This window comes from Bacteroides congonensis (assembly GCF_900130125.1).
GTDB lineage: Bacteria > Bacteroidota > Bacteroidia > Bacteroidales > Bacteroidaceae > Bacteroides > Bacteroides congonensis.
On sequence record NZ_FQXY01000008.1, the window covers coordinates 1 to 12,996 of the forward strand.

The 12,996-nt window shown below is 41.5% G+C and carries 14 protein-coding genes; 11 read left to right on the plus strand and 3 right to left on the minus strand.

The genetic code is table 11. The features are described from left to right. Positions 1-215: 215 nt before the first annotated feature. Positions 216-1,151, minus strand: coding sequence for a hypothetical protein (locus tag BQ7997_RS03335; protein ID WP_073343615.1), 936 nt, complete (start codon positions 1,149-1,151; stop codon positions 216-218). A gap of 308 nt (positions 1,152-1,459) precedes the next feature. On the opposite strand from BQ7997_RS03335, the gene BQ7997_RS25840 reads away from it, so the two are divergent. The 11 genes from BQ7997_RS25840 (at position 1,460) to BQ7997_RS03390 (ending at position 10,494) form a co-directional block, all read left to right on the plus strand. Then, complete coding sequence (locus BQ7997_RS25840) at positions 1,460-1,900, plus strand: hypothetical protein (protein ID WP_022137172.1); 441 nt, start codon at positions 1,460-1,462, stop codon at positions 1,898-1,900. A gap of 161 nt (positions 1,901-2,061) precedes the next feature. Then, positions 2,062-2,865 (plus strand): MotA/TolQ/ExbB proton channel family protein, encoded by an 804-nt coding sequence (locus tag BQ7997_RS03345; protein ID WP_022137171.1) that lies wholly within the window; start codon positions 2,062-2,064, stop codon positions 2,863-2,865. A 29-nt stretch (positions 2,866-2,894) separates the two neighbouring features. Continuing rightward, positions 2,895-3,500 carry an ExbD/TolR family protein gene (locus tag BQ7997_RS03350; protein WP_022137170.1) on the plus strand — a complete coding sequence of 202 codons (606 nt, stop codon included), beginning with the start codon at positions 2,895-2,897 and terminating at the stop codon, positions 3,498-3,500. Between the two features lie 15 nt (positions 3,501-3,515). After that, positions 3,516-4,169, plus strand: coding sequence for an ExbD/TolR family protein (locus BQ7997_RS03355; RefSeq protein ID WP_022137169.1), 654 nt, complete (start codon positions 3,516-3,518; stop codon positions 4,167-4,169). A 26-nt stretch (positions 4,170-4,195) separates the two neighbouring features. Further along, positions 4,196-5,011, plus strand: coding sequence for an energy transducer TonB (locus tag BQ7997_RS03360; RefSeq protein ID WP_022137168.1), 816 nt, complete (start codon positions 4,196-4,198; stop codon positions 5,009-5,011). 3 nt (positions 5,012-5,014) lie between these two features. Beyond that, on the plus strand, positions 5,015-5,962 hold the full coding sequence (locus tag BQ7997_RS03365) for a PstS family phosphate ABC transporter substrate-binding protein (RefSeq protein WP_044653978.1): 948 nt from the start codon (positions 5,015-5,017) through the stop codon (positions 5,960-5,962). Positions 5,963-5,983: 21 nt separating this feature from the next. Continuing rightward, positions 5,984-7,450: a tetratricopeptide repeat protein gene (locus BQ7997_RS03370; protein WP_044653979.1), complete on the plus strand. Its 1,467-nt coding sequence runs from the start codon at positions 5,984-5,986 to the stop codon at positions 7,448-7,450. A gap of 172 nt (positions 7,451-7,622) precedes the next feature. Then, the gene (locus tag BQ7997_RS03375; RefSeq protein ID WP_073343618.1) at positions 7,623-8,468 is read left to right on the plus strand and encodes an ABC transporter ATP-binding protein; all 846 of its coding nucleotides are present in this window, start codon (positions 7,623-7,625) and stop codon (positions 8,466-8,468) included. A gap of 6 nt (positions 8,469-8,474) precedes the next feature. After that, entirely contained in the window at positions 8,475-9,302 is an 828-nt protein-coding gene (locus tag BQ7997_RS03380) for a hypothetical protein (protein WP_022138088.1), read from the plus strand. 10 nt (positions 9,303-9,312) lie between these two features. Beyond that, positions 9,313-9,681 carry a GntR family transcriptional regulator gene (locus BQ7997_RS03385; RefSeq protein ID WP_022138087.1) on the plus strand — a complete coding sequence of 123 codons (369 nt, stop codon included), beginning with the start codon at positions 9,313-9,315 and terminating at the stop codon, positions 9,679-9,681. A gap of 12 nt (positions 9,682-9,693) precedes the next feature. After that, the gene (locus BQ7997_RS03390) at positions 9,694-10,494 is read left to right on the plus strand and encodes a hypothetical protein (RefSeq protein WP_022138086.1); all 801 of its coding nucleotides are present in this window, start codon (positions 9,694-9,696) and stop codon (positions 10,492-10,494) included. Between the two features lie 83 nt (positions 10,495-10,577). Here BQ7997_RS03390 and BQ7997_RS03395 read toward each other — a convergent pair whose 3' ends face one another. Together BQ7997_RS03395 and BQ7997_RS03400 are read right to left on the minus strand one after the other, a co-directional pair. Next, entirely contained in the window at positions 10,578-12,215 is a 1,638-nt protein-coding gene (locus BQ7997_RS03395) for an alpha-galactosidase (protein WP_073343621.1), read from the minus strand. Positions 12,216-12,265: 50 nt separating this feature from the next. Continuing rightward, entirely contained in the window at positions 12,266-12,790 is a 525-nt protein-coding gene (locus tag BQ7997_RS03400) for a hypothetical protein (RefSeq protein ID WP_073343624.1), read from the minus strand. Between the last annotated feature and the right edge of the window lie 206 nt (positions 12,791-12,996).

Below are 12,996 nucleotides of genomic sequence, written 5' to 3' on the forward strand. Positions count from 1 at the left end.
CAGAGAAGTTAAGCCTCGTCACGCCGATGGTACTGCGTAACAGTGGGAGAGTAGGTAGCCGCCGTTTTTAAGAAGCCCCTTGATTCAACGAAAGAATCAAGGGGCTTTCTGTTTTTATACATCTCATGGTTCTCGATAAACAAGCAGTGTAAGCAGACCTGCATAAATTATCATGGAAAGATATTATTACCGAAGATGATGCTAGTTTGTGGATTTCAGCATTTTTGTTTCTTGAATAAGTGCAATAATTGTATCCCTATCCCCATTGTGAGCATACGTTCTTTTTTATTTGCCAATAAGTTTTGGGTCCAGTTAAGTAATCCTCCATCACCTATTTCATGTTCTACCCCATTAATAATAATCTTAGCTTTAATTCTAATGCCGTAGTAATAATTATTATGTGAATCTGATTTGGCAATACGAATGTCCAAACCCCTATTTTTAGTATAAAATAAGGTATCTGATACCAATTGGCTTTTTTCGTTATATCCTTTGCAGGGTATAATTTCAAAGAATATATTTTCAAACCCAAAGACTTCTTTGCAGACCTTCTGTGTTATGGCTAAATGTTTATGTAATTCAGTTCTTTCAAATTCAAAACTACCCGTATCCATACCGCACGAGATTAGGCACAAAAGAGGAAAATGAGGTGTAAAATTTGGGTTTGAGAAAACCTGAGTTCTTATAACTCTTGATACATTACCAAAATTATATGTTTTCTCAGACAGTTCATTACTTTTCTTTAATGAAGCATAATGCAAAGCTATTGCATTTGTCGGGTCGGACTGAACTTCCGTGTTTCTTAGTGCCGTAAGAACTTTTTTTTGATTTACTGTTGCCATTACACTACTTGTACCTAGTTGGGCAACAGGAGATAACTCAATTAATTCATAGTTGTTATTTGCAATTATTTTACAGCATTCCAATTCTTCCTCTTTAAATTCCAGAAAATCTAATTGTGCAGGTTTAGCCAATTTGTTTTTACTGTATTTGCTCAATAAGGAAGATGGTGTTTCTTTTGTGGTACGCCTGTCAAACACCTCTAATAGCAAAGAGTTTAACTCTGAACCACTCAATTTGTCGGACAGTATATCAACTATTTCATTTAGATTACACCTGCTGATTATATGTTTTATTGCTTCATCTTTCATATATTCATAAATTTTCTCACAAAGATATGCCTATTTATGAGATAATTAAGTGTAAAAGTGAATCAAAATTCATCGAATTGCATTTCATAGTTCATTCTATATACTTCGTATTTTACTTCATCTTTGAGTATTAAATCTTTTTTAAGACATAAAATTACTTTCTTAAAGAACAAAACCCTCTCAGGCTTGTTCTAATAATAGAGTTAAACTTAATAGCTTAAATGATGTGAACAACGGCAAACCTGTGCATTTAATTGCTACATTTGTCGTCGAATGTCAAAAGGACAATAATAAACAACTGAAATACAATGAAAGCTTCCCCGAAATTCATATTAGCTTTTCTTCTGCTGATGCTATCCTTTAGCATAAGTGGAAATGCCGGGAATCCATCTTCCTGTATTTCAGAATGTGCTTCTTCTTGTCAAATCTCCGAATCATCTTCCGGTACCAATCAACGCTCTTCTGTCAATAGTCATTCTGTGGGTTATGATAACTCTCAGGCTTTGTCTATTTCGGACGTAGAATTGGGCTTTAAGCCGGTAACTGAATCAAATGCCAATAACTACCGTCTACGCAGGATCATCGAAATAAATGATTCTTTAAAAGACACTATACATAAGTTCTTCTTGTTAAGAGAAAACTCACTTGTATTAGATCAAAGTAAATCTTATTACTCGGATAAGGATCCACATTACTCCATTATCTGTAGCGATTACTATGTATTCGCTCTAAGACGTATCCTTATTTAAAATTCCAATCTTTTTTCCCGTATTAATTACTTTTTATACTCTGTATGAACTGTGCGCCTTTTTTATGCTTAAAAAGTCGCGGGGTCTGTAGCGCAGTGTATTATCTAATCATTTGAAATTTTCTAAATAACTAAAATTAATATCTTAACAAAAAACTTATTATGGAAACTACTAAAAAAACTCAAGTTGTAGGTATAAAGAATGCCGGTATCGTGATTATCTGCTGTTTTATTCTGGCAGTGTGTATTTACCATTTCCTGTTGGGAAATCCGTCCAACTTTATGAACAATGATCCTAACAACCATCCGTTGCCCGGCAACTTTTTGGGTACTATTTACAAAGGTGGTATTATTGTGCCTGTCATTCAGACACTGTTGTTAACCGTACTCGCATTGAGTATCGAACGCTATTTTGCTCTCCGATCTGCTTTCGGAAAAGGTTCTTTAGCTAAATTCGTTGCTAATATCAAAGCTGCCCTGGCTGCCGGCGATATTAAGAAAGCACAGGAAATCTGTGACAAGCAACAAGGTTCTGTGGCTAATGTTGTTACTTCTACTCTTCGCAAATACGACGAGATGGAAAAGAACACTGCTTTGTCCAAGGAGCAGAAACTGCTGGCCATCCAAAAAGAACTGGAAGAAGCTACCGCACTGGAAATGCCGATGATGCAACAGAATCTTCCGATTATCGCCACCATCACCACATTGGGTACATTGATGGGATTGCTCGGTACTGTAATCGGTATGATCCGTTCGTTTGCCGCTCTGTCTGCCGGTGGTGGTGCTGACTCCATGGCCTTGTCGCAAGGTATTTCCGAGGCTTTGATTAACACTGCTTTCGGTATCTTGACGGGTGCATTGGCTGTTATCTCTTACAACTACTACACTAACAAAATTGATAAACTGACTTATGGACTCGACGAAGTCGGATTCTCTATCGTGCAAACTTTTGCTGCTACTCATTAATTCTGCGAACCCTTTAAAATCTATTAATCATGGGTAGAGCGCAAATTAAAAAGAAAAGTACGTTCATAGATATGACTGCTATGAGTGACGTTACTGTGTTGCTTCTGACCTTCTTTATGTTGACTTCAACATTTGTGAAGAAAGAACCGGTGCAGGTGAACACTCCGGCTTCCGTATCGGAAATCAAAATCCCGGAGACAAACGTGCTCCAGATTCTGGTAGACCCGAACGGGAAGATATTTATGAGCCTCGACAAGCAGCAGGATATGCAGGCTGTTTTGGAGAGCATGGGAGAAGAGTATGGCGTCAAGTTTACTCCCGAACAGGAGAAGCGGTTTACATTGGCTTCTACTTTCGGAGTGCCTATCAGAAGTATGCAGAAATTCCTGGATCTTCCTGAAGAACAGCGGGACAAGATTCTCAAAAACGAAGGGATTCCTTGCGATAGTACCGACAATCAGTTCAAGTCATGGGTGCGCAACGCACGTATCGCCAATGCTGACTTGCGTATCGCTATCAAGGCAGATGCTTCAACTCCATACTCAGTGATAAAGAACGTTATGAACTCACTTCAGGATTTGCGGGAGAATCGGTATAATCTGATTACTTCTCTCAAAGCGACATCTGAAGAATAAAAAGGAGGAAACAGAATGAGTGCTGAAGTACAAGAGAGCGGCGGAAAAAATGGAAAGGGCAAACAGAAGAAATTTGCCGTAAGGGTGGACTTCACCCCGATGGTGGATATGAATATGTTGCTGATTACTTTCTTCATGCTTTGTACCACCCTGAGCAAACCTCAGACGATGGAGATAAGCATGCCGAGCAACGACAAGAATATTACTGAACAACAGAAGAGTATGGTGAAGGCTTCGCAGGCAATTACATTGCTGCTGGGAGCGGATAACAAGCTCTATTATTACGAAGGGGAACCGAACTATAAGGATTACACTTCGTTGAAAGAGACGAGTTACACCCCGGACGGAATACGTTCCATACTTCTTCAGAAGAACGCGGCTGCCGTGAACAAAGTGAGAGCTTTGAAGCAGCAGAAGCTTGACCTCAAGATATCAGAGGAGGAATACCGGAAACAGGTTTCCGAAATTAAGAGCGGAAAAGATACGCCGACCGTGATTATCAAGGCGACGGACGATGCTTCTTATATGAATCTGATTGACGCGCTGGACGAAATGCAGATATGCAATATAGGTAAGTATGTGATTACGGACATTGCCGAAGCGGACGAATTCTTGATTAAGAATTTTGATGCGAAGGGAGCGTTGTCGCAGAATTTGGCCGATAAATGATGTAACACCTAAAAAAGAAAAGTAAAATGGCAAAAATAGATTTGACTTCTTCGGAATGGTGTCAACTGATTTTTGAAGGCAAGAATCAGGCGTATGGCGCTTATAAGATGCGCGCCGATTCAACGAAACGGCACAATTGGGCTATGTTGGCCGTATTGGTCATCGCATTGATAGGTTTTACAATTCCTACGTTGGTGAAGTTGGCAACCCCGAAACAGAAGGAAGTAATGACGGAGGTCACGACCCTGTCGAAACTGGCAGAACCGGAAATCAAGCAGGAAGAGATGAAACGGGTGGAACCTGTTGCGCCTCCCCCGCCTGCATTGAAGAGTTCTATCAAGTTTACGGCTCCTGTCATCAAGAAGGATGAGGAGGTGCACGAGGATAATGAGATCAAGAGTCAGGAAGAACTGACTTCTACGAAGGTGGCTATCTCCATTGCCGACGTGAAAGGGAATGACGAAGCCAACGGTAAGGATATCGCGGACTTGAAGCAAGTGGTGACTCAGGCTGCGCCGGAGCCGGAAAAGGTGTTCGACATGGTAGAGCAGATGCCTGCTTTCCCGGGTGGACAACAGGAATTGATGTCTTATCTGGGTAAGAATATCAAATATCCGACTATCGCTCAGGAGAATGGAACGCAAGGGCGTGTCATTATTCAGTTTGTGGTAGAGCGCGACGGTTCTATTTCGGATGTACACGTCGCCCGTGGCGTAGACCCTTATCTGGATAAGGAAGCGGTACGCGTGGTAAAGAGTATGCCGAAGTGGATTCCGGGTAAGCAGAATGGTAAAGCGGTGCGTGTGAAGTTCACCGTCCCGGTAATGTTCAGATTACAATAAAAGATGATGAAAAGACAATTTTGGCTGATAGGAATCGTTTTGCTGCTGGCATTAAGTGCTTGCCGCTCTAAATCGAAAGAGGGACAGACGGATACGTATTCGTCCGGCGTGATAGCTATTGCGGCGGATGCGAGTTTCGAGCCTATCATACAGGAAGAGATTGATGTATTCGAGAGCCTGTATCCTCTGGCCGGGATTGTCCCTCGCTACACGACGGAAGTGGAAGCGATTAATTTACTTCTGAAAGACAGTGTCCGGTTGGCTGTCGCTACCCGGACGCTGACTGAAGAAGAGATGAATTCGTTTCACAGCCGTAAGTTCTATCCTCGTGAGATTAAGTTGGCGACCGATGCCCTGGCATTGATTGTGAACCGTGCGAATCCGGATTCTTTGTTGAGTGTACGCGATTTCCGCCGTATCCTGACGGGAGAAGCGAAGACTTGGAAACAGGTGAACTCCAACTCCGGGCTGAAGGATATTCAGGTGGTATTCGACAATAAGAATTCGAGCACCGTACGCTTTGCAATGGATTCTGTATGTGGCGGGAAACCGCTGGCTACGGAGAATGTGAGTGCCTTGAAGACCAATCAGCAGGTGATAGATTTTGTAGCGAAGAATCCCGCGGCGATAGGGGTGATCGGGGTGAACTGGCTGGGCAACCGCAGTGATACCACGAACCTTTCTTTCAAGGAAGAAATCAGAGTGATGGCGGTGAGTGCCGGAGATGTGGCGACTCCCGAAAATAGTTATAAACCTTATCAGGCTTATCTGTACTACGGCAACTATCCGTTGGCACGTCCGATTTATGCAATTCTGAATGATCCCCGCAACGGGCTGCCCTGGGGATTCACTTCTTTTATGACATCCGACAAGGGGCAGCGGATCATATTAAAATCCGGACTTGTTCCGGCTACACAGCCGGTGCGTATTGTCCATGTGAAAGACGAATAATAACTAAAATTAGAGACTATCATGAAACGAGTACAAATGTTTTTAGCTGGAGCGTTTATAGCAGTTGGGTCGCTCTGCGCACAATCATCTGATGCCGAATGGCAGGCAGGTGTCGCGAAATTGAAGGAAACTATTCAGACGAATCCGGCACAGGCTGCCGAAGAAGCTGAACATCTGATAAAAGGAAAGAATAAGAAGAATGTGGAACTTCTGGTGGCTGTCGGAGAAGCCTATCTGGATGCCGGCAAACTCACCGAAGCGCAGGAGTATGCTGCCCTTGCGCGAAAAGCGGACGGTAAATCGCCTATGGCTTCTGTACTGGAGGGTGACATTGCCGTGAAACAGAAAAATGCGGGACTTGCTTCTCAAAAGTATGAGGAAGCGATTTATTTTGATCCGAAATGTGCGGATGCTTATCTGAAGTATGCGGATATTTATAAGTCGGCAAGCGCGAGTCTTGCCATTGAAAAACTGGAACAATTGAAAGCCCTGGAACCGTCCAACACAGCCGTAGACAAAAAACTTGCCGAGATTTATTATTTAAAGAATGATTTTAGTAAAGCGGCGGATGCTTATTCGCGCTTTGCAATGGGCCCGACGGCCACTGAAGAAGATTTAGTGAAGTATGCGTTTGCCTTGTTCCTGAATCATGACTTTGCCAAATCGCTCGAAGTGGCTAACATGGGTTTGCGGAAGAATCCCCGTCACGCTGCGTTCAACCGGTTGGCGATGTATAATTATACGGATCTGAAGCGTTTTGACGAAGCGATAAAGGCTGCGGATATTTTCTTTAATGAATGTGACAAAGCCGATTATTCGTATTTGGACTATATGTATTACGGGCATCTGCTGGAAGACTTGAAGAAGTATGACGATGCAGTAGTGCAGTATGAAAAGGCGGTTGAAATGGAACCGACGAAGACGGAGCTTTACAAGAACATCTCTGCTGCTTACGAGCAGAAGAATGATTATAAGAAAGCGATCGGTGCTTACCATAAATATTATTCCTCTCTTGATAAAGAAAAACAGACTCCGGATTTACAATTCCAGTTTGGCAGACTTTATTATGGAGCGGGTACGCAACCTGATTCGTTAACAATCACTGTCGATGAGCGCAAACAGGCTCTGGCATCTGCCGATTCTGTTTTCCAGGCCATCGCAGTAGCGGCACCGGACAGCTATCTGGGTAATTTCTGGCGGGCACGTGCCAATTCGGCACTCGACCCCGAAACAACCCTGGGACTGGCGAAACCTTTCTATGAGGAAGTGGCTACTTTATTGGAAAGTAAAAACGACCCTCATTACAATGCTGCTTTGATTGAATGTTACAGTTATCTTGGATACTATTATTTGCTAGCCATCGAAAACCCGGCACTGAAAGCCGAAGCGAAGGCGAACAAAGATACATCCAGGGATTACTGGAGCAAAATTCTGGCTATAGACCCCACTAATGCTACTGCTAAAAGGGCATTGGATGGCATCAAATAGTGAATAATTTTAGTTGTTTGTCGTGACAGGAGAAGTGGAGAGTGATCTTAGCTTCTCCTTTTTTTGCATTTTTTTCTGCTTTTCTATTGCTTTATTCAAAAGATTACCTACTTTTGCAGTGTACTATTATACTAATACACTAGAATTGACTAATTCATTAAACAAAAGTACTATGATTGCAGTAGAAAATCTTTCATTTACTTATCGTAAATCGAATCGGGCGGTGCTCCGCGACTTTTCTCTTTCATTCGAATCGGGCAGGGTATATGGACTGCTGGGAAAGAATGGAGCCGGAAAGTCTACTCTTCTTTATCTGATGTCCGGGCTGTTGATGCCTAAAAGTGGCAGGGTGATGTTCCACGATACGGATGTGCGTCGCCGGTTGCCGGTCACTTTGCAGGATATGTTTCTGGTTCCGGAGGAATTTGAATTGCCTTCGGTATCCTTGGTCAGCTATGTGGAGCTGAACAGTCCCTTCTATCCCCGTTTTAGTAAGGAGGATATGATTAAGTACCTTCATTGTTTCGAGATGGATATTGATATTGATCTCGGGGCGTTGTCTATGGGACAGAAGAAGAAGGTGTTCATGAGTTTCGCGCTTGCGACGAATACTTCGCTGCTCTTGATGGACGAGCCGACCAATGGGTTGGATATTCCCGGAAAGAGCCAGTTCCGCAAGTTTATCGCGTCGGGCATGTCGGATGGAAAGACGATTGTGATTTCTACGCATCAGGTTCGTGATATAGATAAGGTGCTCGATCATGTGTTGATTATGGATGAGAGTCGTGTGTTGCTCGATGAATCGACAAGTGAAATCTGTGAGAAACTTTACTTTGTGGAGAGTGACGACCGCGAGTTGGCAAAGACTGCTCTTTTTGCTATTCCTACGATTCAAGGTAACCATCTGATACTTCCCAATGTGGAAAAGGAAGAGTCGGAGATTAACCTGGAACTTCTGTTTAATGCTACGTTGGCCGCTCCCGAAGAGATAGCCCGATTGTTTCACGCTCAAAAATAAAAGACGATGATAAAAGATACTTTTTTCAGTTTGCCCCGTTTTATGAATCTCTGCCGCAAAGAGATGGTGGAGAGTTGGAGATCGAATGTGCTTCGTATCGTGTTGCTTTACGGAGTGATGACGGTGGCGATGGTTTGGAACGGATATTTTGAATACAGGCATGGATATAAAAGTACGGAAGACCCGACGTGGTCATTTCTTCTGGTTGCTTTTATATGGGGCTTGTGGATCTTCGGCTGTCTAAGCGCTTCGTTTACTATGGAGAAGATGAAAACAAAAACCAATCGTATTTCTACGTTAATGACCCCGGCAACTCCTTTCGAGAAATTTTTCTCACGTTGGTTTGTATTTACGGTGGTATTTCTGGTGGTTTTTCTGATTACTTATAAGTTGGCGGATTATACGCGGGTGATGGTTTACTCGTTGGCCTATCCTGAAAAGTGGTTTATTTCTCCTGTTGATTTATCTCATTTGGTCGGCAAAAAAAGCTATTATGCATTGTGTAGAACCGGATGGGAATTTGGGGCGTTGATGGCAGGATATTTCTTCGTTCAATCTTTATTTATTCTGGGTAGTACTATATGGTCTAAAAACTCATTTCTGAAAACATTTGCATCGGTAACGGTTATTGTACTGGGATATTTTGGAGTCGGTGCTTTTATGGGTAAGATGTTGTTGAAGAGTGGTGTGTATTATTCTTTTTGGGATGATATTGCGATGTCCGATGAAGCTATGTGGGGATTATTAATCGCTGTCAGCATATTCTTTACCTTGTTTAACTGGATCCTTGCCTACTTCCGTTTTAAGGAATCAGAAATTATTAACCGAATGTAATCCTTAGCTTATGAATTTTAAAGAAAGTAAAGCCATTTATTTACAAATTGCAGATAGAATCTGTGATGAGATATTGCTGGGGCAGTATCCGGAAGAAGAACGTGTACCTTCGGTCAGAGAATATGCTGCTATTGTAGAGGTGAATGCCAATACGGTGATGCGTTCTTTTGATTATCTCCAGGTACAGAATATTATTTATAATAAACGTGGTATAGGGTATTTTGTAGCTTCGGGAGCAAAGGAGTTGATTCATTCTCTTCGCAAAGAAACTTTTTTGAAAGAAGAGTTGGAGTACTTTTTTCGTCAGCTTTATACGCTTGATATTCCGATGAAAGAGATAGAACCAATGTATCGTGAGTTTATAAAAAAGCAGAAATAAAAACGAAATATTATGAAACGTACTACTTATATATTAATAGGGCTTATTGTCTCCGGATTGATTGTCATTATTGCATCTATTATTTTCATTTCTACATCCGAAAAACCATATCCTGAGAATGGTCTTTTCGTAGGAGGAGAGCTGGTTGAAATGAATATGGATGGTATACATGTGGTGAAGATGTTTGTCAGCCAGTCCGAAGATAGTAAAGAAAGGAGGATTTACATGAATGGAGATGTGAAGATGTCAAGTCCTTCTGCGGCAGGGGAAAGAAAGATTGTCTATCCGAAGAATGAATATCTGAAAGTTAACCGGATGAATGACACGTTATTGATGGAATTTGATTTTAATAACCGTAATATTCCGAAGAAATTCCGTAATAAGGATTATATGTATGCGACCGGAATAGATGTCCAAATGTCTGTAGATTCGTTAAATAGCCTTTTTATCAATACGCAAGGTTTAAGGCTGAATTTGAAGGAGGTGAAAATGGATTCTTTGTTTGTGCATGCCATTTATCAGAAAGTATTGCTTGATTCTTGCCAATTCCGTTCTTTTAGTATAGATGGAGAAGAATTGAGGTTTACGGCAAAGGATAGTAAAATGGAAAATTTCTATCTGAACTTGAATAGTGCATGGGACTGGGGAATTGAAAACTGTGACATAGATACGGAGTATCTTAGAGGTAGCGGAACACATCGTAACGCTTTACAGGTAGGAGAATGCAAGCGTGTTATGTGGACTCCGACGGGGAAAGATGCCCAGTTGCAGTTGTACCTTCAGGAGAAAGCGGAAATTATAGTGAATCCGTAATAGAAACTAGACATAGCTAAAACAGAAAAGGAGCAATTATGAATTTATTTCATTTTGCTCCTTTTTATATGGTAGTTATTATTTTACAGTGCTTTAGTCAGTGTAAAGCAGTCAATATCAGGTGCCCAGTTATAGCTGTTACCCATACGAATGGTATTATATCCGGCTTTCAGTTCAACAGGGATGGAGATTTGATTGTGTTTATTATCCTCTCCCAATGAATCAATTTTGGTAATAATGCCATTGACATCTATTTCCAACTGACGTCCTTTACCGAATGAATAGTAAACAGTCATGTTGTAGCGTCCGCCGTCTCCACTGTACACTTCGCTCCATTCAGCATAGTTTTCCGGTTGTCCGCCGAGAAATCCCACTTTCATTTTGCCGGATGCTTCCTTGTCGTTAGCATAAATAATACCTTTAGGATTCTTACCTAAGTCGTTGAAGAGAGGTAAGTATGCCCATTCTGCTTCATATAGAGTCGGTTCCAGGCGTGTTTCGCCTTCCATGCGGAGGAACATGGCGCTGCGGGCAGGCAGAGTTTGTTCAAAGTTGCCGGAGAAGCTACCGAGATCATCATGCTTTACCAAGTCACGTACTTTCACATTTCCGTCAAATTCCAAAGAAGAGAATGGAACGGAAAAAGTGCATACCGTATCAGAAGGATTGTATAATGCCACTGCACGTACATTGCCACGTTTCTGTTCGATATCTTTCACCAATACATACCCATCGTTTTCATGCTGCGCTACATAAGCCTGCAATCCTAGTGGATCCTGATTGAGTGCGATTAACTCTTTGTTTGTCAGCAATTCGAGAGAAGATTCCGGCAGGCTCTCCAGATTGCAACCGATAAGCAAAGGGGAGCTCATGATACACCACAAACCGAAATGGGCTTCTTCCTCAGTCGGGGTAAGTCCTTTTCCGCCTACTTTGCTGTCATCACGGAATCCGATTACCATCATATCCATATCATTGTAATGTCCGTTGCCGGCATAGGCGGATAGGTAGAGATTTTTTCCGACAACATATTTCAAGGAACCCCAATGTGCATTGATATCTCCGCTGATACGCCAGGAAGTGGCTACGTCTTTCGCCCAGGTACCGGGAAAAGCCCATCGGCAGATATTCACGGAAACATCTTTGTTCACTTTGTCTATGCTGTTGCGGATAGAAGTGTAGCGTTCTTTTTCATTCAGTCCCAGCACGTCTCCGCCGCAATAATCTATTTTGATAAAGTCGAATCCCCAGTCGCCAAAGTATAACTGGGCATCCTGCGGTTCGTGACCATAGATGCCTGCGCCTACTCCTGCCGCGTCATTATCCCAAATGGAACCGCAGGTGTTGTTACCTGCATCCGTATAGATACCGGCTTTCATGCCCAGGCCGTGGATGTGGTCTGCCACCGGTTTCATACCATTCGGAAAACGTGTCTTATGTGTGTGCATGACACCGTTATCATCTCTTTTCCCAAAGAAGCCGTCATCTACATTAATATACTGATACCCTGCATCTTTCAGACCTTTCTTCACCATAAGGTCGGCTTGATGTTTAATAATATCTTCGCTGATGTCAACCCGGAATACATTCCATGAACTCCATCCCATGATGGGGGGATTGAACGTTTGCTCCTTGTCCGAAAGGGTAGTTTGAGTCTTTGTGCAACTGGCGCACAACAGGGTAGCGGCTGCTACTGAGAGAAGGTAGAATTTGTTCTTCATGATATAATAGGTTAGTGTTCTCTTGTATTGTCGTCCCGATTTCGTCCTAACTATTCTGTTAAATCAAGATATTCGGATGCATCTAATATTTTTTCAGAGTTGAGGATATATCTATCAAAACGTATATCATATCCTATATTGTCATTGTTGATTAGTTTAGCAAAACAATCAACAGGTGATAAATTCTCGAAGCCTTTATTGGTTCTTAACTCATCTAAATCGATAAAATATGTTTCGCCTTCTTCAAAAGAATAATCATCCTGATTAAACTCATAATTGGGATATTCATCATCTAGAGAGACTAGTACATTTTGAATTCCTCCATAATTTCCTGTAGCTATTGATACGACTTTTCCATGGAAAGTAATATCATTAATTATAGTTGTAACATACATTACACATAAAACTTTTTTATAGATGAAACTATGAATTACTCCTTTTACAATTCTTTCTTCTCCTTGATTTTTTAGCATCCATAAATTTGTGGGATGATAACATGCTTCAATGTTAAAAGTGAAGTAGTCAGCTTTTTTAAAGCCAATTTGCCTGTTCGTGATTTCTACAAATAATTTCATAGCGTTAATATTTAGTGATTATATATCTAATTTTTCCAAATCTGAGCCATATGTAAAACAACACCGCTAAGTTAATAAAACATCTTACATTAGTATTAGTATAAATTATTTTTTACCAATCTTTAGGGAATACCTGCAAAGTTTCCTTAATTAACAAGAGGTAATAAAGAAGCTTGTAGAGTTGATGTTTTTCAAACGTTATATTT

What these genes read in the sequence shown, in the direction of transcription:
- BQ7997_RS03335 (WP_073343615.1), bottom strand. Translation starts at nt 1,151, where the DNA reads ATGAAAGATGAAGCAATAAAACATATAATCAGCAGGTGTAATCTAAAT.
- BQ7997_RS25840 (WP_022137172.1), top strand. Translation starts at nt 1,460, where the DNA reads ATGAAAGCTTCCCCGAAATTCATATTAGCTTTTCTTCTGCTGATGCTA.
- BQ7997_RS03345 (WP_022137171.1), top strand. Translation starts at nt 2,062, where the DNA reads ATGGAAACTACTAAAAAAACTCAAGTTGTAGGTATAAAGAATGCCGGT.
- BQ7997_RS03350 (WP_022137170.1), top strand. Translation starts at nt 2,895, where the DNA reads ATGGGTAGAGCGCAAATTAAAAAGAAAAGTACGTTCATAGATATGACT.
- BQ7997_RS03355 (WP_022137169.1), top strand. Translation starts at nt 3,516, where the DNA reads ATGAGTGCTGAAGTACAAGAGAGCGGCGGAAAAAATGGAAAGGGCAAA.
- BQ7997_RS03360 (WP_022137168.1), top strand. Translation starts at nt 4,196, where the DNA reads ATGGCAAAAATAGATTTGACTTCTTCGGAATGGTGTCAACTGATTTTT.
- BQ7997_RS03365 (WP_044653978.1), top strand. Translation starts at nt 5,015, where the DNA reads ATGATGAAAAGACAATTTTGGCTGATAGGAATCGTTTTGCTGCTGGCA.
- BQ7997_RS03370 (WP_044653979.1), top strand. Translation starts at nt 5,984, where the DNA reads ATGAAACGAGTACAAATGTTTTTAGCTGGAGCGTTTATAGCAGTTGGG.
- BQ7997_RS03375 (WP_073343618.1), top strand. Translation starts at nt 7,623, where the DNA reads ATGATTGCAGTAGAAAATCTTTCATTTACTTATCGTAAATCGAATCGG.
- BQ7997_RS03380 (WP_022138088.1), top strand. Translation starts at nt 8,475, where the DNA reads ATGATAAAAGATACTTTTTTCAGTTTGCCCCGTTTTATGAATCTCTGC.
- BQ7997_RS03385 (WP_022138087.1), top strand. Translation starts at nt 9,313, where the DNA reads ATGAATTTTAAAGAAAGTAAAGCCATTTATTTACAAATTGCAGATAGA.
- BQ7997_RS03390 (WP_022138086.1), top strand. Translation starts at nt 9,694, where the DNA reads ATGAAACGTACTACTTATATATTAATAGGGCTTATTGTCTCCGGATTG.
- BQ7997_RS03395 (WP_073343621.1), bottom strand. Translation starts at nt 12,215, where the DNA reads ATGAAGAACAAATTCTACCTTCTCTCAGTAGCAGCCGCTACCCTGTTG.
- BQ7997_RS03400 (WP_073343624.1), bottom strand. Translation starts at nt 12,790, where the DNA reads ATGAAATTATTTGTAGAAATCACGAACAGGCAAATTGGCTTTAAAAAA.